We start from the raw sequence: 25,010 nt of genomic DNA on the forward strand, positions 1-25,010 counted from the left end.
AAGATCAAACACGAATTCTGATGAAATTTTGGGGTACAATTCGGGACCAACTTAAAATTCACTTTCAATTGACCACAAATTACTGCTTGCGATCAACTCCCAGCCTGACATGCGCTCTTTTGGTTCGCAGCATATCTAGATACAGGAAAGATTATGGTTGTTCAACTAGGCCCCACGCAACTCATACAATGGCTGAACGGCAACGGTTTTCAAAACTACGCTACGATCCTACAGAACGATCGGGATAGCGCGGCTCAACTCCTTACGTTAATGCCGGTGAATCTTATCAACGGGATTGAAATTGCACAAAGCCCCCAGCAATTAGCCTGGCAAAACGTTGGTTTATTCTACCGAACGCAAGGTCGCCTGCACGAAGCGCTAGCGGTATTTGAGCTGTTGTACCAGACAATGACCGAACGGCAGGTAGTCTTGAACCGATGGGTTCACAAAGCGATGCCGTTAGTTTTCCTATCGGAATGTCAATCCGCACTCAACTATAGAGCGGGCGCCAGAAGAAGCCTCTTGCTGTCTCTCATTGAAGATTCCATAAGTCACGGTGGACTGGTTCCTGCAACAAGCGGCACTTATTTCCGACTTGTATGGCAACACGGATATTCGCAATTGCAACTGAACGAAATCGGTCAACTTACACAAGCACAATTTCAACCGACGTTTGATTATTCTTGGTTTCCAGAGTGGATTTTGTCTAATATTGAAACTCCAGATAGATCGATTTCCTCAGAATTTCCTACGCTTGAAGAAGCAAATGAGTATCGCGCCAACGCTGCCTATATTCGAAGATTACTTGTTGATATAGACAACCCGACCATCACAACTGGTCTAGCGTTGGAGAGACTAGCTCAGTACTGTTTAATGCTTGTACCAGGCATAAAAGCTTATCGCAGACGTGGAACACACAGCACCGATTTCGATGTCACATGCTACATGGAGGGCTCTGTCAATGACTTTCGGGCAGAGCTGGGGCGCTATTTCATTTGCGAGTGCAAAAGTTGGAGGGACAAAGCCGATTTTTCTACCGTAGCAAAGTTCGCACGCGTACTTGATTCAGCAAAAGTTCGCTGCGGAATATTGTTCTCGAAAAACGGAGTAAGTCGGGGAATCGGACATCAAGAGAAATTTGGTGCGCGCGAAATTTTGAAGGTGTTTCAAGACCGGGGAGTTGCAATCATAGTTTTCGACCGCCAAGACTTTAACAGAGTGGTTGCAGGCGAAAGCTTCCTGAATCTAATGCGCCTCAAATACGAAAAGATTCGAATGGACCTAGTTTAGATTGAGCACCACTAATCATTGCAAACTAAAACGGAAACGAATTTCTACCATGTTTCCGAAGTGGGAGACCAGATTCTTGCTCCATGTTATTGCACCGAATCGTGACTTTTATAACCCAAACTGGTTCATGAGCTGCAATTAAAAATGTCACTTAACACCGCAAAAATGTTTTCGCGTCCTCAAAAAATTGCGTTTTTGATTGATCCAACCACCACATCCGATTTGGAGATCAATTCGTTACTTCTATTCTGCATGTCGGTGTGGGGCGGACGGCATTTTCCAATCGTTCCAGTGAGCAGTATTAACGAAATGTCTGGTGATTGGTTGTCATTCTTGGCTAACTCCGAGCCAGATTTGGTTTATTCAACTATCAAAATTAGCGACACTTTCAAAGCTCAAATTCGCGAAAGAGTCAGGCCTATCACACTTCTAAACGGCGATAGGAATGAATTTCATTTTGACAGCCAGTTCTTTGAAGTCGCCAGTGTCAGTGACGTAACGCATTCACGATTCAGAAATTTTGCGCCACAAACCTGGTGCCCTATGCTCACAGCTTTCGACACGCTCGGAACAGGCAGTGACATTCGTAGAGCTTCCGACAATTATGCGCTGCGCAATTTCGGATTTCTGCCGCGGGACATTTGGAGAAAACTGGAATTAGACCCCCTAACGTTCGTCGAGAGGTTTCAGATCGAAAATCCGAATTCGATGTTTGACTTGTACGGGTACAAAGTTTGGCCGATAGACTTCTGTAGCTGGAACATTTCCCGCTTCCAACCTGACATACCCTTTTTCTCGTCGCATGTACAAATCATATTGGGAGATAGCTTGTACGAAGTACTCCATTGGTGGAACAGGGGTACAGTACAACGCATTCCGATGCCAGTACGAGACACAATCTGGGTTCCAAGGGAGATGCTTAACGGTGATGAATTGTTCTTCGTTGAACTAGGCAAAGTAATTGGTGGATGGACCGACCTGTTAGGTCCAGCAAGATTTCAACTAGCTTCCTATACCGAGACTTCTCACACTCTGGAAAAAATCGCTAGGACGCTTTCTGAAAGCTCCGGTCAAAGATTTCAAGCAAATAACTTGCGCCTGGAAGAGTTTGATCCATGCCAAGTATCAACTTCAGCGGGTTGCGCACAAGATGATATGGAGTTTCGGACCTTTGAAAGCAAGGGCACTTTGATCAACATACCGACTCCAACCGATCTTAAGAACACGAACAAGAAAAAGTTAGGTTGGATCGTGGAAATCGAATTTCAGACCCCAGTCCTCGGAAACGCTGCAACATTTAAATCAGGTCGCTGGCACCTGCCAGCCCGTGAAGGGCTCGAAAAGCTTTTCTGCAAAAACGCACGCTGCAAGATCAATAAATCCGGGCATTTGGTGGCAGAAATTCCAAATTTAGACAGCACTCAGAATTTGCATCTTCAAATACCTGACGTTCCAGACCTGATGAATCATATTTTGAAAACGGCATCAGACAATACTGCTACGACTACTGCGCATCCTTCAGCTCTGACCCAATCCGTTGACAGCGTGCTATCTCATTTTGATGGCATCGAAAATTATGAACGCTTTACACGTCAAAAAGGTTGGCAAAGTATTTTTGACAAACTAAGCAGTGTCGAGGAAGAATTGAAAGCTTTATTTGAAAGCGAATTACGAGAATACTTTCAGGAATTCTTTCCGAATGATCTTCAATCCTTTGAATCTGCTGCAATCCGTTTGGTATCAGCCTACCGGAGGGAAGGCCACAAGCAACCGCACACGTTAACACTCAAAGGATTGAAAGACCTATTTCACAAATCACAAAAAGTTTGGTCGGAAGAACAATATGAAACTGAACTGTCAGAATTGTTGGAAAGAAGAATACTTTTTGAGGGCTCTGAGCTCACTTGCACCAGCTGCGGTATTAGAGGTTGGTTCACAGTAGATCAGCTTAGCCGCCTTGTGACTTGCACATCTTGTCTTTTGCAATTTAACCTCCCTCACAATCGTAAGCAATCAGTACGAATGAATGGATTAATCTATACCGCTCTCAACAGGTTATACCTGAGACCAGTGATAGCGGCAATCTCTGCAATACGTCAGAAAACGACGGAGTCTATGTTATTTTGGCCTTGCATCGACCTGTGGAATTCGGAATCAAAGTTAAAAATCACCGACATCGACCTATTGGTGTTAGCCGATAGCAGAACCTTGTTCGTTGAAGTAAAATCGAACGCGGCTAGCTTTGACAAACCGAACGAGTTGCTTACTTTCATAAACTACGCTAAGAATGCTAAGCCTGACGAAGTTGTTTTTGCTGCACCTGATCACACTTTCGCACCAGTCGATCCGGCGTGGTTTGTGAACGTGACAAAAGAGCTCACAAAAGAGAACATACTCGCTACCATTCTTAGGCTTACATAACGTTTATAAATTATTCAAAACAAGTAAGACAGCGGTGGTCGTAAGTCGAATCCGCCAAAACATTTCCAGGGCACTGTTTTCTACTTTTGCACTTCCTGCGCAACACTTTGAAGGTTGTTTGGCAGGATAAGCAGCGCAAAGCCTTAGAGTCAGGAGTATTTGGTGATAATTGGGCTAAATCTGCTTTGTAATAGTAGTTAGAGTCATAACACTCTGGGCAGAAGTATCGTCGTAGCCGAGGATCGAAACCATAATGCTTCTTGAGTTCAGCCGGTGTCAATCCAAGCTTATCTACGACGTGTAGAGTTTCTTGCGCGAAAAGTGCACCGGGATTAATATCATAGGCACCAAATAAATTGTCTCGTTCCTCAAAATACATCTTTCTAGTACAATGCCAAGATTGAGGTCCAGTAAACACTTCGCTTATTTGCATAATCGTAATAGCCACGTCTTTAACTGAAACGGTCGCACGTTTGTCCAGCGAATGCATTGTTGTATTTCGCAATCTTCGCAGTCTTTTAAAAGTTGTCTTAAATGAATCCGGCAGCCTCGGCGAGCAAATCGTGTCATGGAGCCTTATCAAGTCTTGCGCATCTACCGTTTTAAAGTCAGCAAAAGATTTGTCTTCAGTATCGCACCCGGAAATCCACTTCCCCGGTTCATCCGAAATAAGGAGATACGGACTGATCGCCGCTATTTTTCCTTTCAGCATAAACTCTGTTCCCTGCTGAGCGAGAGCAATCGAAATTAACAAATTATGCTGAGAGTTTTTCCAATATTTCTCCTCAAGTCTTAGTTGCTCCTCCTCATCGTTGTAATTGTCATATTCCTTGTACCGATCAAGCTCAGTAGATAGCCTAATAATTTCTTCCCAAGCGAGATTTAAAAAGGCTTTACCGGTGGCAACAAATTCATCAGAAGTCGGCAAATCGATAATCACAATGACCTTACTTTTTGAACAACATCATCAAATGATGCTATCTAGATCTAGAGTTTCAAAAAAGAGCACGCAAGTTCATTCTCGCATGAATTTTAGGCGGTAATTTGGGCGCTGAATCAACTTCAAAATTCGTTGTGCTTTAAACTTCCACAGACTCGCTTGTCTCACCACCGTAGCTTCTAAGGTCCAGGGCTCCAACTAAAGGGCTGGCTGGGGCAGCTTGCCACCATCAGACAATCCGCCGACAGCTAAAGCGCTTAAAACCACCGCATTTAATTCCATATTTAAAAGGTATAACAGATGCTCCAAACGCCCGATCAACTGTCATCTAATCGAGAACGAACTAGAGCAACCTTCGCCACTACATTTCAGTCGTTCTTGATTGGTGCGCAGGTTTTTAGTACCGCATATAGGGCAGATGATCTGCGCTGGGCGCCAAGACTTTGCATGCAACTCAGCCTCTGAGAACGAGCCGAATAAAGCATCAGACCCGTCTATATTGTTAGCTGCTGGCGACCCGTCGGCATAAACAACTTGATAATCTTCCCCAGACAGCTTCAAGATGTGCAACCCGTTCGCTGTTTTGTATAGATTTGAATTTTTGGCAGGCCGACCGCCTTTCGCCCCGTTGTTTCTGGCAGCCTGTTGCTTTGCCAAGGTCGTAGACCCTCCGCCTTTAGCGCTTGCGATTAGACGAAGGTCGACAGGTTCCATCACCAAATAAACAAAATGATTAGAGGTTGCCTGACAAATCCTAAGCGGAGTTTCGTGGTGAAAGCAAAAACCGTGTCGGATGCTGGGCTGTTTCTCAAGTTTAGGAGGGCAAGGCAGCTTAGCGCAGAGCTGTCGGTAGTGCTCATCGCATAATTCAATCAAAGTAAAGAATTGCATTATCAAAACCCAAGTAACTTGGATATCATAACCCAAGTGTCAAAAGAAGCAAGTTAAGTCGAAGACTACGCTGTCCACCTCACTATATTGCCAAGATTGTACGAAAACCAGTAAACCGGTGCAGTTCAATTCACAGCTGCAATTCTGACTGCGCTTGTTTGTACGCCTCGACGAAATCCACTGCTACCGCCCTTATTTGTTCAATAATACGACTTACAAACAATTGGGAACTAACTTCCCCGGTCCTAAGCCGTGGTGACATCCAAGTGACTACAGGGTAAAAGTCATTTCGCTCCCGTCGTATGTCACGCTCTAAAACAGCAAGCTGAGTGACGTAAGCGCGGACAGCGTAGACATACGTCCCACGGTCACTTTTTATACTTTCAACGGTAATTCCCAAATTTCCGGGTGCATTAACCGCTCCATACTGTTCACTGGTTAACGTTTTTATACCGGCGTCATTCACAAGCTTCTCGATCTCTTCCTCAATTTTTTTTGAACTACTTTGCAGATCGAATGCTTCAATTTCACATGGCAAAGGCGTAACGGCGATCCGGAAACCATCAAGAGCCATCAAAGATTCCCGTTGGTTTCGTTCAAATTCGTTGTAGTCACTCATAAAGCTCTCCAATCACTTAACCTAAACATATCGCTTACCGACAGCATCAGATGCGTAACAGTAACATCCATCTAATGGTGCCCTGCCGAATGTCGAATACTCAGAAATAGGGGTTTCACCGACAGTCGAAAGAGTAGAGTTGTAACTATTTTACATCAGCGACAGATTGAAACACTTTGAATTTTCACGAATACGCAAGAATTGCAGCACCGCATGCCGTAAGGCAGAATGAAGGTTCCGATCACGGACGCACCAAACCTTGCAGAATCGTTCATTAAACATGGTTCGATACGTACTTTGCACTGATCGGTCCTAGACCATTAAGCCACTACATATGGTACAACTAATTCAGCACAAGTTATAAAAAACTCTGTATGGCTTGATCGCCCTTGGGCAAAAATCATCATTTACTACGTGCTCACGTCTCATAACCTGGGTTAAACACTGCCAATTTGCAATCTAATAGTTCACCACCATTTGCCACAGCATGGTGGCGTATATGGTGATTAATCTCAGTCGCATCTTGCCGTGAAAGGCACAATCACAAAACTTGATCGTCTTCTTATTTATCAAACCTGCTCAATGGTGCTAGTCACGGTTGGCTGCTAACCCCTAAAGAATAATAACTGTGTGTTCGAAATCCATATCCTATGTAGCTCCTATCGTAAATTCGTAAAGCGACACCCTTACTACAAGCTATAACAGACTTCGAGCATGGCGCGCAAGCCCTTTCCGATTGTATATACGTTCGATTCATGCGCTGTTAGAAGATCCGCATGGTTCTGACTCGGTCACGACACCAGCTGGCACCTTAGTGTTGCAGCGTACCAGCTTAAGGCGTTAATAGATGAGCAGTTGAGGCGAGCAATACGCCGAAGATACCTAGCCCTCCTCATCAGGTCCACGGCGCATTTACATTTGTGCTCCAGACATTAAGGCATGAATCGCTCAGCGAATGCAGACTAAGGTCGACATGGAATGTTGAACAATTTGTGATCTGTGGGGAAAGCCAGCCGACTTCACCTATACACTCGTTCAATAAAATGAGGTTGAAAATGCAAATTTCAAAAGAACAACTGACCAAGCTTGCGGCAGCCTATGAACTGCTTACGATAATTGGTGATCACAAGTGGGAAGAACATGGCGACATGGACGAACATGACTTGGCATGCAACGCGCAACTCCTCATGAAAAGAGTCTTCATGGATATGGGAGTTACGGACCAGTACGGAAATATGATTGAACCCTACAATCAGACCTATGAGCTGATTCGGGATGTCTACAGTAGCGGCTATCGACGTCTTGGGAAATAGTTTTTGGAGGAAGAAAAATGGAATTGAGCAGCACTGAGAAGGACGAAGTTCGTAAAATTAGGGACCGCGCGCTGGATTTGATATCGGAACGAAATCAATATGACATTAGCGAAAGGCGGGCGTTGGAGAGCCTGAAAGACGGCAGTTTGCTCGATTATCTTAAACAAAGTTTTGATTCTGTCAGATCCGGGTTGAACGCTTTCGATGATGGTCCTTTTATGACTCGCTTTATGGAAGACGATCTTCCAGGCGGAGTGATTTCGCTTAAGGATGAAGTCATTCACTTTGACTTGGTGAGCAATCCAGTCAAGATAGTTTTTAAATATCCCGGTGAAGACGTTTACATCTCGGAGCTTGAGCATCAAGTCTTCTATCACCCAGCTGATGAACGCCCCGCTTGGTATTCAAGCGTGGAACGTTACCACGGCAAGACGAGCCATATAACTACTAATTCATTGGCACTCCGCGTATTTAAGTGGCTTACGGAAAATTACCGAACTCACTGATTCTAAACGTATGTAGTAAATCGGTTAATTGGTTAATTGGTCTTTCAATGAGATGGTTTTTAATCTTTCAAACTGTTCTTCTACTGCTCTGGGGCTCGAAGGCTAGTGCACTAGACCACAAGAACTTGCGCAATTTCACGACAGCAGCTGTGATTGTCGAAGAGATACCAAAGGAAGCGGCTCATTTTGGTGTAAATGAAGACAGAATAAAAACGATGGTGCAGCTAAAACTGCTTAAGAACGGCATAGCCGTTTGTCGAGATATCGATGAATGTGATGCACCGACATTCGACATTGCCGTTAATTCACTCATTCATGATGACATGCTGTTTTGTACCATCTCGATTACCGTACGAGAGCAAGTGGTTCCATGGTTGGTGCTGAAACAAAAGCGAGATCCCCAGACAGGCAGCTTACAAGCCAACCGCATGGAACTCCTAAAGGAGTCAGAGTGGGCAATTGTATGGAAGGGGGACACTTTTGGTGTCTTTGGACGAGCGAGACTGCCCGAAGAAGTCTATCAAATGGTGAACCAGACCTTGGATGGTTTTTTGAGGGATTTCTACCTTTCAAGGCAGAAAGTCCCAGGTACGAATAAGTCGGTTTTATGAGTTCTGATGCCCGGCTCCAGCATAGTCTGAGACGTGTCAAGAATCGTCTCTGAGGCATCGCAAATGGTGCCTAACTTTATTTCAGGGCGGGGAAATTTTGGACTTGCGATATATACAAAACATAGCCGCCCTTTTGCTTTGGTGGAGATATTGACGGCGCATGCACCCCACGATCGCCTTTTCTTGACGTTAAGGGTGGGGGTGCCTGCCGGCGGTCGCAGCCAGGCTTGCTAGGCTGTCTTCAGCAGTCTTTGAAGTGTTGAGACGCTCAATCCAGTCTACTTTGCTGCTTGTCGCATGCTGAGTTCTTGGCTTACCAGCTCTCTTGCCTGGTTCCGCTCAGCAGCACGGTCTCTCGCTCGTCGACCAAGCTTCACGCCTGCCTCACGTCTAGCCCGCAGCCCTGCCTTAGTGCGTTCGCTCAGTATCTCTGCTTCAGCCTGATCAACGACAATTAGAACTACGCGGTTGTCGAAACTATTGTCTCATCAACTGACTTTTTTTCTGACTAGTATTTTCGTGCATAAGAACTGGTAACGACAGAACAAATCTGTTGTCCCTCGTTACCGAAAAGAATCACAAGCGGCCGAATTTGCTGTGCACTAAATGCTGTGCCGTCGACTGAAAGAAATGAGACCCTAGTTTGGATTGTGAGCATCCTTTATTTGCGCAAAATAATGATCCGAGTCGGCATAAGAAGACAGATTTATTTGCATTTGGCACTTCACTCCGTTAGTAATTCGAAACACAAACCAGCTGTCTTTCAATTCATCTGGAACACTCTTGAAGGCACTGAATTGCGTATTGCGGAAGACAATTGATGTTCTCTCCGCCGGAATTTTGATAGCAAAATATCTCGAACTTCGGCCTAAGTCGAACAATTAGTGACACGTACTCAGGTGTTTTCTACTTCAAATTAGCACTTTTGATAGCAGCAAGAACTCTTTTTTCGCAATCATCGGACCAAGTTCGGAACGTTAAGCTAGGTGTTAGCCAAGTAGGGTCGCCCCCGTGATGTTCGGGCTCAAAGTAGTACCAGAATTGATACTGCTTCGAGCTTGAGCTCTGCAATCCACCTTCCTGAAGTATTTTACTCTCGTTGCTTGCTGAGACGGAAGAGCCTGTCATGGCTATTGTGCACTGAATCACCAAAACCAGAAATTTGCAAAAGGGGCAATAAGCAATTCCGGAATTTCATTTTCGTTTCCTCGATGGAAAGGTGCTCTCGCTGCTTACGGCACTGTATGTAGTGCCAGCAACCCCTGTCGGTTCAGCGACTGGGCTGTTTTCGCTCACGACCAATCCCCCTCCTTTTCTTGCCACTCTCTTCAGACTCCGCTGTGCAACTCCTTGCGGATTGTACTCATCTGTCCTGGCTTCGTTAGACCGTGTCTGTTTTGAATTTCAGTGAAATCGAAGTGTTCTGGTCTCGCTGTCCATAGACTGTGTCCAGGGCTAACACCAGGCTGCACAATGACGTGAGTGCACTCGATGGTGCCATCCCCGTTCATTCGAGCGCTTTCGGTAATTTCCTTTTCGGGTTCGCTCATCCCAATCTCCACTCCTCGTAAATCGGCGCAAACAGGCACCGTAATGAGTTCGAGTAATCATTATCATGATGTGGCGTTGCGTGCAGAGTCCCTCACCTGTCAGCCATAGGTCTTCTTCATCAGCCAATAATCCCAACACTCGCCTAGCCTCTTTCCGGGCAGACTCGGATTTAATTGTCCTTCCGTGTAAAAGCCAACCGCAAAGTCGCATGGATAGACAGTTACAACAGCGCTCATATTTGCGATGAATACAATAATGACTAGATTTGGTATCGCTTATAAACCAATAAGTCCGGCTCTGTCAGAGCGAAATCATGCCTCGATATTGTACTTACTTATTTGAATGCCTCACCACATTAATCAATCTGTCGATGGCGTGCTTGTCGTTAAGCAAGTTCACGTTGATTTTGTCAGCAGCTTTACCATTGAAACGAATATTGCGAGCGCTGAAATCTGACGTAGTATTTCCATTTGCCTTCGCAACAATGGCTACACGCGTAATCATCAAGCCACTGGGGATAATAATTCTTACCGATACCGGCTGATATGTGCCAGTTTCGACTTTCAATAGACTCGAATTGAATGCCGCGCTTTCATAGGAATATATTTTAGTCGCGGGTGCAAAGAATTCAACCGATACCAGCGGCGGTGCAAATTCAGAACCGGGATTCAAATAACGGTCCATTTCAACATCAAGGTAAGCACTGTCAGGAAAAGGAGCCCCTGTCCCGGGCATAATCAAAGCAAAGTCTGCTGAGCCTAGTATTGCAGCAGCGCCAAAAGTAGGTTGGTCACTAGATAGTCTGACAACTGGTTGCTCCGCGGAAATATTCCAAACGACTCTGGGGCCGACTTGATTCGGCGGAATCGTTTTTGCGCGCTGAACTTCGCCGTACATGGTGTTAGCGTTCACGCGACCGACTGCGAGCGCAAAGGTTGCGAATAACGCGAACGCTGTTAGGCTTTTGTTCATAGAAGGAAACTCCTGCCACTTTGAACAGATCTCGATTTCGCCATTATAGTCTCCCGGTCGCCGCCCAGTATTTTTCAAGTAACCATACTCGAGTCGTATCGTGTGCCACACCTTGGAGCAAAGATTCGGCAGTTCGCGGCCCGACAATGTATAATTAATCAATAACTGTCGTTGCAGACTCTGCAACCAATCGCATGCAAAATTTTGAAGATCCAGAAAACTGGACCGGTGGACCGACCTTCGATTTGACGCTCATTTCTGAGGCACGATTAAGTGGAAGTTCCATCAACGAATTGCTGTTAGCTTCTGGCAAGTTTTCACTCTACTCCGGTTCTCCAAAAGAGAAAGGCATGCGGACGCTTTGGGAACTATCTCCAAATGTGAAATTGCCTGCGAGACACTCGCATTACTGGTCGACCTACAGAACTCCATATTTTTACTACAACTTCCACATTCGACCAAAGGTGTTTCAGAAGTACATAGGTACAAAATCCTACGAAGATATTGCACAGATTGAGGATCCGACGAATCTGGCTATTCTCATAGAAGCTTTCATTGAAATAGTGTTTCTTATCAAATCTAAATTCAGTATCGAGTATGCCACCATCGCGGACGAGAACGACGGTCGAGGTCATCCAGACTGGAGAAGCGACCTAAAAGGAATCTACATCAGCAAGTCCGTATGCGAGCTTCTGCAGATTCCTTCAGTTCCAGTTGATGAAGCTGACCTAAATTTCTCAAATTCATTTATCGACGTGCCCAGGGCATCGTCCGAAGTTCACACCGCCCTTGCGTCCTTAAGAACCAATAGGCTCAGGCAAATAGTCAAGAAACATGATCCGGCTGGTTTGCTTGCATTAGGGGCTCCTTCTGACGAATACGATGCGGAAATCTCACAGCTAGACCACGCGCTGCAATCGATCAAATCAAGTGAGGCACTGGCGATATTCTTGCAGGATCAATATTCCGGTATCAACATGGGGAAAAGCGATTTATTGGACCGTATCAAAAAAATGTCCGATGAGATTTGGTCCTGGCAGTATGAGACTAGTGACTACTAGTTCAGCTACAAATTCAAATGCCTCGATCATGCTGCATTCGATATTTCTCGATGATAGGCAGAAGTTTTGAGACGTGTTGCTCGGCCATTTTCCAAACAGTTTCCGAATCGCGATTCCAAGGCCTTGTTGCCGGGTGCGCGACCTGCAGCATGTCTTTGCGCCACTCCGCGATATCCGTTTTCAGAAATGACACTTGCGCGGTTACACGACTAAGGACATCCAGATTAAAACGTAGTGCATCCTGACTTGTTTCAGACTCCAGAAAATTTTCCTTCCCGGCAGAAACACAGCGTTCTATCTTTTTTATCAGAGCGACGATTTCCGGAATCAACAATTTATCTTCATTCCAATTGTTTTCCACTTCGTAAACGGACTGCTCATCGGGACTTCGAAGTTGCAGTTCTAAATCGCTGAAGTCGAGGTCAAACGGAAAACTCGGTAGCCTGCGGTGTAAGCGGTTCTCGTTTCGTCGAGCCAACTCGTAATAATGATTACCTGAAACAATCATCCGACCAGTCATGGCGTGAGAAGAGCCGATCGTCGCAAACCGCAGAATCGAGGCTTCCCGATAACTGTCAAAAGCAGTAGCTTGAAAGCTCAAACAGAGTTCCGTGCCGATTTCCTGCATAATGCGTCTAAGCTGGTCAAATGATTGGACAGTTGGCGCCACAAAAGCCTTCAATTCAAGCAGACAACGCGGATTATCGGTGAACTCGGCATTAAAAGTCAGCCACGCCTTGTGTTCACCAAAATAATGATTTGCGTCTAGTAACCAACCTACTCTATCGCCAGCCTTGTGCGAGCTTACGATCAAATCAACTACTTGTTCAAACAATTTATTTACAGTCAAATGACTGCTGGTTGTTCATCCACCTTAAACCAAATCAAGTTTGCACGCAAGCATCAACCAAAAAATGAGACAAAGACTGATTTGCTAGTTTATGTTGCTCATACCGAGACATAGCGCAAAATTCAATCGAGTTCCCGATGTCTACGAATCGCCTCACGTGCGAATTCCTCTGCTTTCTTCTGCTCCTCAGTACAACCACTTACAGGATCTCGACCTTGCATAACTGGAAGCAAAACAAATCCATATTGAACGCCTTTGAGCGCAGCCGCTGTTCTTGTCGGCACTTTTAGTTTACTCAGTATGCCTTTGATGCAATGCTCGACGGCGCTCGATTCTAATTCCAGTTCTTCAGAAATTTCTTTATTACGAAGATCAAGACGAACCAAAACAGCCACTTCTTGCTCTGTCAGACCGAAATCATGTGTTGAGACAGTTGGTGTCTGTCTAATCAAGTGAACAATTTTCGGCTCGCTATAACTCCTCGCAGCAATGAGTTCTTGAATAGCATCGAACAACACTTGTGGACCAGAGCCTTTCAGACAAAATCCGTTTACGCCAGCTCTGGTCAACTGATAGAAATATTTGGTGGCATAGTATGAGTCCGTCCAGACCAAAACACTAGAATTCGACGATTCCTTTCTTAGAGCGCTGCACAGAGTAACGCCACCAATATCATCGAAAACGATGTCTAAAATTACGACATCAGGTGCCAGGGTTCGAACCAATTCGAGTAAAGATGCGCCGTCTTTTGCCTCACCTACAATTTCCATAAATGGTGAAATCATCGCGGACAGACCCGCTCTAATCAAATCATGGCGATCGCATATCACCGTACGCGGACGATAAGAAAATCTCGGACTATCAGGCCACTCGACATGAGAACCGCCACCATCCGAACCTCGTCCATCACCCGTTCCTGTTCGGGTAGGACGGTTGCGTCCGGATCCGTCACGCCCAGAACCGCTTAAACCCTTCGTTTCGGGCTCGCCAGGATGGTCAGTACTCGACATCGGACCAGGTGCCCCAGAATACAGTTTTATCAATAGCCACTACAAGCGGCGCCCTAACTCAATATGACAGAAAACCTTTAGATAGCTAGCACTACCGAGTGCGCTGCCAGATCTCGTAAACTTGCCCTTGCTTGGTGTGAAATACTTCCGGGCGAGCAGTGCCTGGGAATGAAAAAATCGCTTTCAACACATCGTGGTCAAGCTCAAAAATCCCCTGTAGCGCCTGCCCGGCGAATGGACCTTCATCAGGCAGCAAATCGATCTGGTTTGGTGACACCGCAGTGTTCAGCTTCACGCCACCGGTTTTGCTTTTTGGAAAACCACCGACAAACATAGGATAAGACAACTCAGCCCATTCCAAATTGAATTTGTCATCTTCAGTGAAACTATAACGAAATTCCTGGAAGATGCTGTAAGGCAGCCACTTCCCATGCAACTGGCAGCCAATCACTTTCCATTCACCGATCAGTTCCTTCAACATTGCGCGTTTCCTCTAGTGTTCTACTTGATCAATTCAGCAACCAAATTCGCCATCAGCATCGACATTTTTTCAACAATGCTGCGATGCACAACAATTTCATATTCTTCCAGCAAAAGCTTCGGATCGCGATAGCCGATGAACGTCTGTTCCCCGCGCCAGATCACTATCTTGAGGGGCAGTTCAATCCCAACCGCAGGACATTCTTGCATCAAAGAAGTGCCCACTTTCGGGTCGCCGAAAATCACCACCTGTTCGTCTTGCAATTCCAAACCTTGTGCACGAGCCGCTTCAGCATGATCGATGCGAGCGAAGACCCGAATGTTCTTGCTGCGCAAAATATTTTCAAGCTTGTCGGCGACTGCTTGCACACTTTCGGAACTTGAATTTATGGTCAAAGAATGATTCATTGCGGCGAAATAACACTATCCAAACTCCAGCCCTCTGCCGGAAATCGTCGTAATAATACAAGAGATCATTTTGATTTTTGTTGATACGGATTTCAAGCACGGCTAAAATGAACTCCTGATGAAAGAAGATTGGGAAATAAACAAAGAATTGAAAGAACTGGCGGAGAAGCTTTCCGCTCTTAAGTGCGTACTGCAGCCGCTCTCTGAAGAGAAGGTAGCGGCGTGGGAAGCAAAATGGGGGGTCACACTGCCTGGCACTTATCGCCGTTTCATTACGGAAATCACCGACGGAGTCGTCATGCCAAGAGCCACTCTGATTCCGCTGGAAGAGACAATGACAACGGCGCGCGGTAACAACTGGCTGCCTTCGCAATTACCCCGCGATTTCCTTCAAAAGCCTTTCTTGCCGGATGACGACTTCAATCCCGACACCATACCTGGTCTGGACGACATGACCTGGCGCTGGAGCGATGACGAATACTCCAAATGGTGGATGGAACACCTGCATGGCACAATAGTTATTTCGCGGCACAAAGAGGAACGCACCTCATTTCTCGTCGTCACGGGCAAATCGCGCGGGCAGGTGTGGGCTGACCTGACCACGGTCGGCGAGGGCTATGAGAGAGCAGACTGGGACTTTCTCGACTGGGTTTTAAGAAACGCTGCATAGGTAAATCAAATGGAAATTGTCAATTTAGCAGCCTACAAATTTGTAAGCATCCCCGATCCGAATTCCTGGAGACCGAGAGTCAAGGCTCGCTGCCAGGAGCTGGGCGTGATGGGCAGCATACTCTTCTCGCCCGAAGGCATAAATCTGTTTGTCGCGGGAGAGCGCACTGCCATAGACGCGTTTCTTCATTTTCTGCGAACTGATGAATTGTTTGGCGGAAGATTCGCCGACATCATAGTCAAGGAAAGCGTCTCTGAAACACAGCCGCACAAGCGGATAGTCGTAAGACTGAAAAGCGAAATCATCACCATGAAGCATCCAATGCTGGTGCAACCGACTGATGAGCGTGCACCAGCAGTAGAGCCAGCTCAATTAAAGCGCTGGCTCGATCAGGGTCACGATGATGAAGGAAGAGAACTATTGCTGCTTGATACGCGCAATGAGTTTGAAGTCAACATCGGCACGTTCGAGGAGGCGATTCACTTCAAGATAGAAAAATTCAGTGAATTCCCGAAAGCATTTGATGACACCAAACCAACTATCAATGAAGACCTGCAGAACAAAACCGTAGTTTCATTTTGCACAGGTGGAATTCGTTGCGAGAAAGCCGCTTTGTTTCTCAAAGAAAGGAATGTTCCTAATGTCTTTCAGCTCGACGGCGGCATCCTCAGATACTTCGAAGAAATCGGCGGCGCTCACTGGAACGGCGAATGCTTCGTTTTCGATCGACGTGTCGCGCTAGACCCTGCGTTGAACCCAACTCAAAAAGAATACGAAATAACAGCCAAGCAAAGTCGCATGGAACAATACTATCGATGGAAAGCGAAGAAAGAGTCCGAAGCCGGCGCAAATTCTTCGCAATCCACCGTTAGTTAGCCATCTAGAATTGCTCTTAGCGGGCGTTAGCTAAATTCGCAGTTAGCGATCGCCAGCTAATTCGCACTCAGCGGTCGCCAGCCGGCTGGTAAGGCTGCATTGGTACGGTCATCGCCTCATATGGGTTCCAGGTGGTCTTTATGGAAGGCTCGACAGTATGCGTAACTACTTGCTGATCTCCGGACCCCGGTAAGTAGTCGTTCTTCAAACGCCTCAGACCAGTACGCAAATTAGCTTGCTCATCTGCAACATTGCCCAGAGCGCGATTCATAGCAGTCACAGCACCTTCAACGTCTCCTTCGCGCAGCAGTCGCTCGGCTTTATCGATGTGGAAACTTGCATCCTGCTCGGCACCATATCCCCCGTCGATGTGTTTTTTCGCGCTCTTATCGGCGCCGATCAGATCTTGTAGGTTGCCAAATCCAGAGTCGAGGCGAGCACCGGAACTATTCAAATCGCCCGAGGACTGGCGCAAATTCTGGATAGCAGCATTGAGATCACCATTACGGGCATTGCGAATTGCGTCATTCAAATCATTGGTAACCTGATCACCACCTGTAATGGCAGCACGAATATCCTTCAGCCCCTGCGGATGATTATAAGTCTGATCGTCATGCCTTAATTGCGCGAGGTTATGGTGAAATGCCTTCTGTTCTTCCGTTATTTCCTCTGAAGTACTTCCCATCGAGCGCAAAGCACCTTCGATATCACCTTTGCGAAGCCGTTCCTGAGCATCGTAGATGTGTGAATTTGCACGACCTTCTCGATAATAAGCCTCGCTCAATGACTTCTGCGCATCATTATCGCCTTTAACGAGATCGCTCACGTTCGGCTGAGCGCGATCAAGAAATCCGCCGCCTTTGTCCATATCAGAAGATGTCGCTCGCAACGCAAGCAAGGCGCCGGTCACATCTCCGTTTCTAGCGCTAGCCATTGCGTCACTCAAATGAGACGCGGCATCATCTACTGCATTTAGACCACGATTAACATCCTTGATACCAGCAGCATGATTAGGTGCTTCACTTTTGGAGTATGGAGACGAAAAATTTGACAATTCCGAAGTTAGCTGATCATCCGATTTCAACTTGTCGTTTGTAGCTTTGCATGGAAAAACAGAGGCATATGAGGTATCTTTCGGGCTGTACGCATCAGCAGCTGCATTCGCTAATGGCGGAGTTCCGGCAGATAAACGAGCTTCGACCGCGTCAAATGATTCAGGTGCACGGTGTATTGAATTCGCCATGTTGATAAATCCTCCATAGAAACGATGCAATGAAGCTGCAAAACTGCACTTCAAAGTTGAATCGGCTTCCGTGTGTGTCAATTCGTTAGTAAATTGGGCGGGCAAACCGGAATCGGTTTTCATCAAGGAATCTAAATTATCGGCGTGACCACGGCATGACCACAGTCAATATCTTTCCAGCCGCCGCTAAAGAACCTTCAGAGCGTTCAAAAACTCGCCCACAACAAATGAACTTAGATTCGCCAGAATGACGGCGAGCATATCTCGATAAAACGTTCGCGTCCGAAACTCTTCACGCGTTCCAAACGCCCACCAGAAAAGTGCGCACTCGCTGAGCGGAGCAAAAGTTTCCGCAGCAATCAAATAGAGAATCTTATGATGCACCGGATTTATGAAATGTGGTATCACCCATATAACGATCGGATATGAACACGCCGTCAGCCACACGCCGGCAAATAACTTCTCACGCAAAGAATGCCGCTCACACAGACAAAAAACGAGAACCGGCGTCTCGATCAGGACCGATAGAGTAAACCCTACGGCGGTCCAGAGGAGTAGAGCGTTCACGTCTATCATTTACGATATGGTTTTCAACAGGAATGGAATCTCGGCTAGAACATGCGCCATCGCCAGTGTGAAGTATACATCTCTGGTAATGGAATAATTCAGCGCAAAACAAACCCACAACGCTAAAACTGCAAAAGTGGAAGAAACGAATATGGCAGGCACCAAATGTCTCAATTGATCGGAGCGATGAGCAATCGGGATCGAACCTGGCTGCCAGTTGCGCCATCCGGCACTTACCAGTGGAATCGCGACGAGCCAAACGCCGTAGTGCACCATTTCGAGAAAGGTGTGCATCGCTACAAGCATGTGCGATGAAGCGTATGGCATTACCTGAGACCCGGCATGTTTTGTTATTTGCGACGTCAACAAATCGACGGCGCCCAGGGGTGGCGCATCACGCAGAGTCCACCAGATGGCGGCGAGAAAGAGCGGCACTGTCGACAAACACAAGTGATAAATCGGACGCCAACTCGGCTTACTACGTTGCAACTCACGGTCGAGAATCCAGCAGCCAATCAGTGGATGCAGATAGACAAGTCCCAAACTAAACCAGGCAGGAAAAACGAGAGCAAAAGAAATTGCAAGAAGACCAAATGGCAATGCCAGGCCTGACAAATTCGAGCCCGGCAGCACCGAGCCCCGCAGTTCCGAGCTGCGCAGTTCAGAGCCGAGCAGTTCAGAGCCGAGCGGTTCCGCTCCTTGCCGATGCAAACCTTGCGCAGCGGATCCGCTGCTGGAACTTAACCGCCATCTGCCTGACAAGACAATCAGCCGAACACACCAGAGCACGAAAGCAGCGTCCCAGAAACCGAGCAGCGCACTGTATGCGGTGCCCGTCAAAACTTTCAAGTGAACAGCAGCCATCAGCGCGATATAACAGCCTGTGAGCAAGGCTATTCCGCAAAACGACCAGACGAAGAATTGCTTGAACTTTCCAAACCGAGCAGGCAAACGCGAAAGAAAGTATCGCGCCTCGATCCAATTATGAGGACCGGCAAACAAAAAAACAGTTGCAACAGAAAAACCAATTGGCGCGCAGCCAGCCATTGCGGCGGCAGCCAGGGCAATCGCGAAGAATCCTAATCCAAATTCAACTGCCCCGTCGGGTTTTGCTTGAGAGCGAACCGAAAGCATTGTAATCAGCCCCGCCGTGACTCAAACAGCGAGCATTCGCTAGCGTCTTCCTGACAGCTGATTGGCGTCCAGAGTCGCGCCATTTCCGCCGCTCTGAGCTTGTGCAAGCTTGGCTTTTGCCGCTTTTCTCTGATTGACGAACCACAGCCCGAAAAACATTATGGCAAGGGAAAGACATATCCCAGCCAGCACAATTGGCATCGTCTGATCTGGCGGTGGTGGAGGACCAGGCGCTATATCAGCTTGAGCTTGCTGCACTGTAGCAAACATGACTAAGATTAACGCCGCCAGATTGAAGCTTTTCATTGTGTTCTCCTCTTTCAACCGATTATAGTTCAACAGTCAAATCGCCGCATTTTAGGAGTGATTTTAGACTTTTTGCCCGATTTTAGGTTCCGTGCCTGCCAATAGCCGCTTAATGTTGGCGCGATGACTGTAGACTACAAAGACTCCAGCAAACAAGCAAAAGCCGGTATAGGCAGGTTCATGGCTGTAAAGCCACATCACAATTGCCGAAGTGCCCACCGCAATCAGCGATGCCAGGGAAACAAACCGGAACAGATATACGAGCAAGATAAATAAAGCGAAGGACGTAAGCGAGCCCATCCAGTTCATGGCGAAAGTCGTACCTAGCGCAGTGGCGGCGCCTTTGCCGCCTTTGAATTTCAGAAAAACCGACTTACTATGGGCGACAATGCAGATCATCGCTACGGCGCAAACAATCCACATAGAGTTGCCTATTTCGGGCAGCAAATCATGCTTAGCGCAGTAAACAGCGAGATAGGTCGGTATAAAACCCTTGAGATTGTCGAGAAAGAAGACGAGAGCAGCAGCGCCCTTGCCAGCTGTTCGCAAAACGTTGGTGGATCCCGTCGAACCGCTACCGACAGTCAAGAGGTCGATACCGCGGGTGTATTTCACAACCCAGTAGCCGATTGGCAAAGCACCGAGCACATACGCTGTTATGAGCAACAAAATCGTGTTCATGAGAGGAGACCCAAAGATTCACTCCGATCTTAGCCTATGCGCGCACCGAAAATGCTTTCACTCCAGGGTTCACAGGCAATACGAGCTGGAAATAAACACGACGGCATTAGAAGAAGGCGAGCCGGGTACAAATACTTTAGTCAGTCAAGCAGGTGATCACGTGCAGTCCAGATCTCAAAGAGACAGCAAATATGATGAGCGCGACCTTTCCGCGGTTATTGAACTGCGGGTTCCTGACGACAACCTCGTTTCAATAAACAGAAACAGCCGTCCAGATGAGCACACTGATGAGCCAGGTGTTCAGCCCGGCGAATCAGCTCAAATAGATGCGGCTTCGACAACTGAAAAGCCCTCCGAAACGGATGGCGCTCAGCAGGCGGAAGAGCCGCCTGAAATCAACCTGCAAAGCTCGGAAGAAGAATTAAGGGTCAACAATAGCCAAACACTTAATTCGAGCCAGCACGATTACATAGAATTCTCCAACAAATTCGGACAGAGTATGGAACCTCCAGGAAATTTCTACAAAACCTGGGACCGCCATCTAAAGCAACCCTTCAATTTTGCTTACTTCACGATTGCCGCCGCAGCTATCGCATATGTCTCCACAAGTTGGAATCTACCGACACTTTGGCTGGCAGTCGCAGGATTCATGCTATTCGCGCTTGCCGCATTTCGGACGAGCTGGAACCGCAGACTTCATCCGAACGACTTTGCGATCGTTTTCTCAAGAAAAACCAAAATGATGATAAGAGCCACTGCCATTCTCTTTCCGATTCCCTTCTTCGTAATCTCCGTAGCACAGCCACTTTCATACGCGCAACTGCATGAAGGACAAAAGCTTTTTCATGATGGGAAATACGATAAAGCCGTAACACGATTCAATCGCGCTACGATGCTAAATCCGCGACTGGAACAAGCTTACGCCGAACTGGCTGACTGCTACAACTTTACTTATGAATATCCAAAGAGCCTGGAAAGCGCAGAAAAGGCTCTGCAACTTGACCCTACAGATGGTGCGGTTTGGGCATCCAAGGCATGGGCTCTAAACCAACAGAACAAATACTCTGAAGCTTTAGCAGCGGGGCAAAACGCGGTGAAGTTCGATCCCACCAGCGGAGAAGCGCATCGTACAGTAGCAGACGCATACTTCGGTCTGGGAGAGTATGAAAATGCTCTTGCCCCCGCCAGCGAACATGCTCGTATTCATTACGAGGAAGCTGACGCATTCGATTTGAAAGCAGACATTTTGGAAAAACTGAACAGAAAGGACGAAGCAGCGCAAGAACGTGCCGCAGCAAAGGCCTTAAGCAAACGGGAAGCTGAATGACACAAACAAATTCCTTTGCTCTGGACAGACACTACGAAGACGAAAGACTGACGGCAATTTACGACTTTGACAGTGGATGGTCACCCGACCGTCAGTTTTACCTCGACCTTGCCACCTCACCAGGTACTGAAATTTTAGACCTCGGCTGTGGCACGGGACTTCTCGCCAACGAGTACGCAGCGAAAAAGAACAAAGTCACTGGAATCGATCCGTCGGAAGCAATGCTTGCAGTCGCCCGAGAAAAGTTCTATGGCGATGAAATTGAATGGGTACAAGCGTTTGCACAGGACTTCGACCTCGGTAAGACTTTTGACCTGATTGTGATGACTGGACACGCATTTCAGGTATTGCTTACGGATGACGACGTTACAGCAACATTTAAGAGCCTGCAAAAGCATCTCAAACCAAATGGATTGATTGTGTTCGAATCGAGAAATCCATCGATAGACTGGCAGAAAAACTGGAATTACGATATCGAGATTGAGCTTCCCACTGGTGGCACTGTAAAAGAAGCACGCCGATTCATTGCGATGGAAGACAACAAAATGTCGTTTGAGCTGCGCTACCAGTTCAAAGATGAGCTCTTAACTTCCAATAGTGTACTGAGATTCTGGACCCTGACTGAGATTCAAAACCATCTAGCCGAAGCAAAATTGCAGGTAGAAAAAATTCTCGGCGACTGGAACGGTAATCCGTTTGCCAACACAACCTCCGAAGAGATGATTTTCTTTCTCCGCCATCAAAGTTGACCTGGCGTGTTTGATTCCTAGCTTGTGGAAGTTAACTGTCAAAGGATTAGACAATGAATCTGGATTCGCTGCGGTCAAGCCTACAACAGCAGCTAATTGAACAAGCGAACAGGCTTGAACTGAATCGAGACACGATCGAACTAAACTATGTGTTGAATTGGGGCGGTTTTGTTAATGCGTCATTCACTGCCACCGATGGTCGCAAAACATTTCATATAAAGGTTTCTCAATCACAAGAAAGTGATGAGAGCCTTCGAAGATGGTGCAAAGTGCATCGTCCACTTGAGCAAAAATATCACGCACCAAAACTCCTGCTGAACATACAAATGCATGAAACGGGTCGTGAGGTAATTGTATTCGAACAGATAAATGGCGAGCCACCAATGGTTTTAACTCGCACACTTTCTAACAAGATATTATCCGTGCTCCAACGCCTGCATAACGACTCAGGATTGGCACAAGAGATCGATGACGAGCGCAGCTCTCAAAGAAGCTATGCTGACTGCTACAAAGGCACTTTTCACGAGCGATTCACCGAAGATTTAGCAATAATCCAGAACAATCTGCCGCCCTTCGTGGACCGAACGTGTTTTGATTGGATGAAATTGCAAGCAGAGAAACTTCTGCAATCAGTAGAGTCATCGCCCGCCTTCCAAAAGACAACCGGGCATCTGGCGCATGGAGACTTGTGGTTAAACAACATACTTGTAGATGGTGACGAAAATTTCTGGATTCTCGACTGGGACGATCTATCCATATCAGACCCAGCACTCGATATAGTAATGTTGCTTGGGCCCTCCATAGAAGAAATCAGACCATTCGAAATTACAAAACAAGATGTGCCTGAATATCCGCTCGATGAAAGCATGGAAGAACGATTAAAAATCTATGCACCAGCAAGATTGCTCGACTGGATCATCGATCCGCTTGCTGATTACGTCGAAGCTGAATCAGCACCGGAAGTCGCTGCTGAAGTACGCATAAGGAATCAACACTTCCATACACTCGCCAGAGCAGCCTTTGAGTCAAGGTACAACAATGCACCACGATTTAACTGACGAAGAATTGTTGAAGCTGCTGGAAGCGCCTCCGCGCTACAAGGCGCCAAATCTTTACGACTCGGAACTCGACAGACTCATAACAGAGCGCGGACTGCAAACGGTGCGTCAGAAGAGACAACAATATTTTTGGAAAGTAATAATTGGCGCCATCATCGGCGGAATATTTGGCTTTGTATCGTCTTTTGTAGCGCCCTCAATCGTGTTCCAACTGACATTACTCTCGCTTGCTGTCTACTTCGCGATTGGATATTTTGTCGGAAGCCACCGCTCAAAGCTCGTTTCAAAAACCTTTAAGAGCGGTCGACATGACCTGACACTAAAAATGCTGCCTGATGCTATTTCGTGGAACACAGCGTGGTATCCGCTCACTATAAAGTCGTTGCTCAATTGCCAAAACATCGAATTAAACTTACTTTTGAACGAGGGGCGAATATTAGAATTAGAAGCGCACTCTCGTTTTCTGATGGCACACATAAATCCGGCACGGCTACAAAACAGCCGCGCTCTTCCGCGTCTTCAGAACAACATCTGGGTGAGCTGGATGCTCGCCGGCAGATACCTCGAAGCGGCCGAGGGTTTTGCCTCGAGTGATTTGAGCAAAACTGAAAAACATATACGCACAATTATTCTGAACAACCTGGCTCTATGTCAGGTCAAAGGTGGTGATCCTAAAGCCGCGCAAGAAACTCTCGATCGAGCCTTCGCGGAAATATCGAGTCAACCGCGAAGCCCCGTAAGACCCAATCTTGAATTTATTCAAGCGACCGTTTATGTAGAGCAAAATAATTTAGGCGCCGCTGAAGCAGCAATAGATAAGGCTAAGACGCTCGCCGAGAAAATTGGTAACAGCGAGTTACAAGCAGATTGTATGGTTCTCAGCGGTCGAATACTCAGCAAGCAAAAGAGATACGATGAAGCCGAACTATTTTTCAAAAGCGCCATAGAAGTTTTCTCGAGCACCGACAACACTCACTACCTCAGCTTGTGCTTCGCCATGCACTACTATGCGCAAATGCTATTGGAAACGGGCGATGAGAAATCGGCACTGCGCTCGATGCGCAAAATTCTTGAATACACGCAAAGCTACCAACAGCGAGAAGAAAACACGTGCGAGCGGATCAAACAGCGGCTCAGAGATACCAGCAAAATCAGAACGGCGAGTGACCTGATCACCTTAGGAGAACGGGAGCCGCTTATTGAACTGGGCACCGCAGATAACTGAAGCGCCTATTCAACAACTGAAAGGGCGCTCACGAGCGCCCCTGTCGCTTTTATATTGCACTTCGAATCCCATTAGGGTGACGTCTGTTTGAAGGACTAAATCGCTTGTGCTTGTGTTTGATATGACAGCAAGCTATTCAATTTAGTTCCCAATGTCTGACTCAAAATTGCAAAAAACTTGCACGAACCAGGATTCGAACCTGGAGCCAAACGCTTATCAAGCGTTTGCACAACCTTTGTGCTATTCGTGCA

At 46.8% G+C, this 25,010-nt stretch carries 25 protein-coding genes and 1 tRNA gene; 12 read left to right on the top strand and 14 right to left on the bottom strand.

Features of this window, described 5'->3' with window-relative positions:
* The first annotated feature begins 153 nt into the window (after nucleotides 1-153).
* Together EKK48_28435 and EKK48_28440 are read left to right on the top strand one after the other, a co-directional pair.
* Nucleotides 154-1,290: a hypothetical protein gene (locus EKK48_28435; protein RTL35622.1), complete on the top strand. Its 1,137-nt coding sequence runs from the start codon at nucleotides 154-156 to the stop codon at nucleotides 1,288-1,290.
* A gap of 144 nt (nucleotides 1,291-1,434) precedes the next feature.
* Nucleotides 1,435-3,711, top strand: coding sequence for a hypothetical protein (locus EKK48_28440; GenBank protein ID RTL35623.1), 2,277 nt, complete (start codon nucleotides 1,435-1,437; stop codon nucleotides 3,709-3,711).
* A 10-nt stretch (nucleotides 3,712-3,721) separates the two neighbouring features.
* Here the strand turns inward: EKK48_28440 and EKK48_28445 are convergent, their stop codons facing one another.
* Together EKK48_28445 and EKK48_28450 are read right to left on the bottom strand one after the other, a co-directional pair.
* Nucleotides 3,722-4,651 carry a hypothetical protein gene (locus EKK48_28445; GenBank protein RTL35624.1) on the bottom strand — a complete coding sequence of 310 codons (930 nt, stop codon included), beginning with the start codon at nucleotides 4,649-4,651 and terminating at the stop codon, nucleotides 3,722-3,724.
* Between the two features lie 1,021 nt (nucleotides 4,652-5,672).
* A complete protein-coding gene (locus EKK48_28450) occupies nucleotides 5,673-6,161 on the bottom strand; it encodes a hypothetical protein (GenBank protein RTL35625.1) in 489 nt (162 codons plus the stop codon).
* Between the two features lie 1,055 nt (nucleotides 6,162-7,216).
* Here EKK48_28450 and EKK48_28455 point away from each other — a divergent pair.
* The 3 genes from EKK48_28455 to EKK48_28465 are packed head-to-tail and all read left to right on the top strand — an operon-like array spanning nucleotide 7,217 to nucleotide 8,591.
* Entirely contained in the window at nucleotides 7,217-7,474 is a 258-nt protein-coding gene (locus tag EKK48_28455) for a hypothetical protein (GenBank protein ID RTL35626.1), read from the top strand.
* Between the two features lie 17 nt (nucleotides 7,475-7,491).
* On the top strand, nucleotides 7,492-7,980 hold the full coding sequence (locus EKK48_28460) for a hypothetical protein (protein RTL35627.1): 489 nt from the start codon (nucleotides 7,492-7,494) through the stop codon (nucleotides 7,978-7,980).
* A 47-nt stretch (nucleotides 7,981-8,027) separates the two neighbouring features.
* Nucleotides 8,028-8,591 carry a hypothetical protein gene (locus EKK48_28465; protein ID RTL35628.1) on the top strand — a complete coding sequence of 188 codons (564 nt, stop codon included), beginning with the start codon at nucleotides 8,028-8,030 and terminating at the stop codon, nucleotides 8,589-8,591.
* Nucleotides 8,592-9,919: 1,328 nt separating this feature from the next.
* On the opposite strand, the gene EKK48_28470 is transcribed toward EKK48_28465, so the two are convergent.
* Together EKK48_28470 and EKK48_28475 are read right to left on the bottom strand one after the other, a co-directional pair.
* A complete protein-coding gene (locus tag EKK48_28470) occupies nucleotides 9,920-10,141 on the bottom strand; it encodes a hypothetical protein (GenBank protein ID RTL35629.1) in 222 nt (73 codons plus the stop codon).
* A gap of 331 nt (nucleotides 10,142-10,472) precedes the next feature.
* Nucleotides 10,473-11,114, bottom strand: a complete 642-nt coding sequence (locus EKK48_28475; GenBank protein RTL35630.1) for a hypothetical protein — start codon at nucleotides 11,112-11,114, stop codon at nucleotides 10,473-10,475.
* 194 nt (nucleotides 11,115-11,308) lie between these two features.
* On the opposite strand from EKK48_28475, the gene EKK48_28480 reads away from it, so the two are divergent.
* Nucleotides 11,309-12,175, top strand: coding sequence for a hypothetical protein (locus EKK48_28480; GenBank protein ID RTL35631.1), 867 nt, complete (start codon nucleotides 11,309-11,311; stop codon nucleotides 12,173-12,175).
* A gap of 13 nt (nucleotides 12,176-12,188) precedes the next feature.
* On the opposite strand, the gene EKK48_28485 is transcribed toward EKK48_28480, so the two are convergent.
* The 4 genes from EKK48_28485 to EKK48_28500 all read right to left on the bottom strand — a co-directional run bounded on the left by EKK48_28485 (nucleotide 12,189) and on the right by EKK48_28500 (nucleotide 14,923).
* Entirely contained in the window at nucleotides 12,189-13,025 is an 837-nt protein-coding gene (locus tag EKK48_28485; protein RTL35632.1) for a hypothetical protein, read from the bottom strand.
* Between the two features lie 122 nt (nucleotides 13,026-13,147).
* Entirely contained in the window at nucleotides 13,148-14,035 is an 888-nt protein-coding gene (locus tag EKK48_28490) for a response regulator transcription factor (protein ID RTL35633.1), read from the bottom strand.
* A 91-nt stretch (nucleotides 14,036-14,126) separates the two neighbouring features.
* Complete coding sequence (locus tag EKK48_28495; GenBank protein RTL35634.1) at nucleotides 14,127-14,516, bottom strand: TIGR03067 domain-containing protein; 390 nt, start codon at nucleotides 14,514-14,516, stop codon at nucleotides 14,127-14,129.
* A 20-nt stretch (nucleotides 14,517-14,536) separates the two neighbouring features.
* Nucleotides 14,537-14,923, bottom strand: coding sequence for a DUF302 domain-containing protein (locus EKK48_28500; GenBank protein ID RTL35635.1), 387 nt, complete (start codon nucleotides 14,921-14,923; stop codon nucleotides 14,537-14,539).
* A 118-nt stretch (nucleotides 14,924-15,041) separates the two neighbouring features.
* On the opposite strand from EKK48_28500, the gene EKK48_28505 reads away from it, so the two are divergent.
* Together EKK48_28505 and EKK48_28510 are read left to right on the top strand one after the other, a co-directional pair.
* The gene (locus tag EKK48_28505; GenBank protein RTL35636.1) at nucleotides 15,042-15,593 is read left to right on the top strand and encodes an SMI1/KNR4 family protein; all 552 of its coding nucleotides are present in this window, start codon (nucleotides 15,042-15,044) and stop codon (nucleotides 15,591-15,593) included.
* Nucleotides 15,594-15,602: 9 nt separating this feature from the next.
* Complete coding sequence (locus tag EKK48_28510) at nucleotides 15,603-16,469, top strand: sulfurtransferase (protein RTL35637.1); 867 nt, start codon at nucleotides 15,603-15,605, stop codon at nucleotides 16,467-16,469.
* A 67-nt stretch (nucleotides 16,470-16,536) separates the two neighbouring features.
* On the opposite strand, the gene EKK48_28515 is transcribed toward EKK48_28510, so the two are convergent.
* The 5 genes from EKK48_28515 to plsY all read right to left on the bottom strand — a co-directional run bounded on the left by EKK48_28515 (nucleotide 16,537) and on the right by plsY (nucleotide 20,400).
* On the bottom strand, nucleotides 16,537-17,712 hold the full coding sequence (locus tag EKK48_28515; GenBank protein ID RTL35638.1) for a hypothetical protein: 1,176 nt from the start codon (nucleotides 17,710-17,712) through the stop codon (nucleotides 16,537-16,539).
* Between the two features lie 186 nt (nucleotides 17,713-17,898).
* Nucleotides 17,899-18,279, bottom strand: coding sequence for a hypothetical protein (locus tag EKK48_28520; GenBank protein ID RTL35639.1), 381 nt, complete (start codon nucleotides 18,277-18,279; stop codon nucleotides 17,899-17,901).
* Between the two features lie 9 nt (nucleotides 18,280-18,288).
* Nucleotides 18,289-19,413 (bottom strand): hypothetical protein, encoded by a 1,125-nt coding sequence (locus tag EKK48_28525; GenBank protein RTL35640.1) that lies wholly within the window; start codon nucleotides 19,411-19,413, stop codon nucleotides 18,289-18,291.
* A 39-nt stretch (nucleotides 19,414-19,452) separates the two neighbouring features.
* A complete protein-coding gene (locus EKK48_28530; GenBank protein ID RTL35641.1) occupies nucleotides 19,453-19,719 on the bottom strand; it encodes a hypothetical protein in 267 nt (88 codons plus the stop codon).
* Between the two features lie 63 nt (nucleotides 19,720-19,782).
* On the bottom strand, nucleotides 19,783-20,400 hold the full coding sequence (gene plsY / locus EKK48_28535; GenBank protein ID RTL35642.1) for a glycerol-3-phosphate 1-O-acyltransferase: 618 nt from the start codon (nucleotides 20,398-20,400) through the stop codon (nucleotides 19,783-19,785).
* A 160-nt stretch (nucleotides 20,401-20,560) separates the two neighbouring features.
* On the opposite strand from plsY, the gene EKK48_28540 reads away from it, so the two are divergent.
* From EKK48_28540 to EKK48_28555, 4 genes are read left to right on the top strand one after another with little or no spacing between them, the layout of a single operon-like run.
* The gene (locus EKK48_28540; protein ID RTL35643.1) at nucleotides 20,561-21,727 is read left to right on the top strand and encodes a tetratricopeptide repeat protein; all 1,167 of its coding nucleotides are present in this window, start codon (nucleotides 20,561-20,563) and stop codon (nucleotides 21,725-21,727) included.
* Nucleotides 21,724-22,476: a class I SAM-dependent methyltransferase gene (locus EKK48_28545; GenBank protein RTL35644.1), complete on the top strand. Its 753-nt coding sequence runs from the start codon at nucleotides 21,724-21,726 to the stop codon at nucleotides 22,474-22,476. The genes EKK48_28540 and EKK48_28545 overlap by 4 nt, the downstream gene beginning before the upstream one ends.
* Before the next feature lie 53 nt (nucleotides 22,477-22,529).
* Nucleotides 22,530-23,534, top strand: a complete 1,005-nt coding sequence (locus EKK48_28550) for a DUF1679 domain-containing protein (GenBank protein ID RTL35645.1) — start codon at nucleotides 22,530-22,532, stop codon at nucleotides 23,532-23,534.
* A complete protein-coding gene (locus EKK48_28555) occupies nucleotides 23,515-24,759 on the top strand; it encodes a tetratricopeptide repeat protein (GenBank protein ID RTL35646.1) in 1,245 nt (414 codons plus the stop codon). The genes EKK48_28550 and EKK48_28555 overlap by 20 nt, the downstream gene beginning before the upstream one ends.
* Nucleotides 24,760-24,937: 178 nt before the next feature.
* On the opposite strand, the gene EKK48_28560 is transcribed toward EKK48_28555, so the two are convergent.
* Nucleotides 24,938-25,009, bottom strand: a tRNA-Ile gene (locus tag EKK48_28560).
* Nucleotide 25,010 lies beyond the last annotated feature (1 nt).

Source organism: Candidatus Melainabacteria bacterium (assembly GCA_003963305.1).
Taxonomy (GTDB): Bacteria; Cyanobacteriota; Vampirovibrionia; order Obscuribacterales; family Obscuribacteraceae; genus PALSA-1081.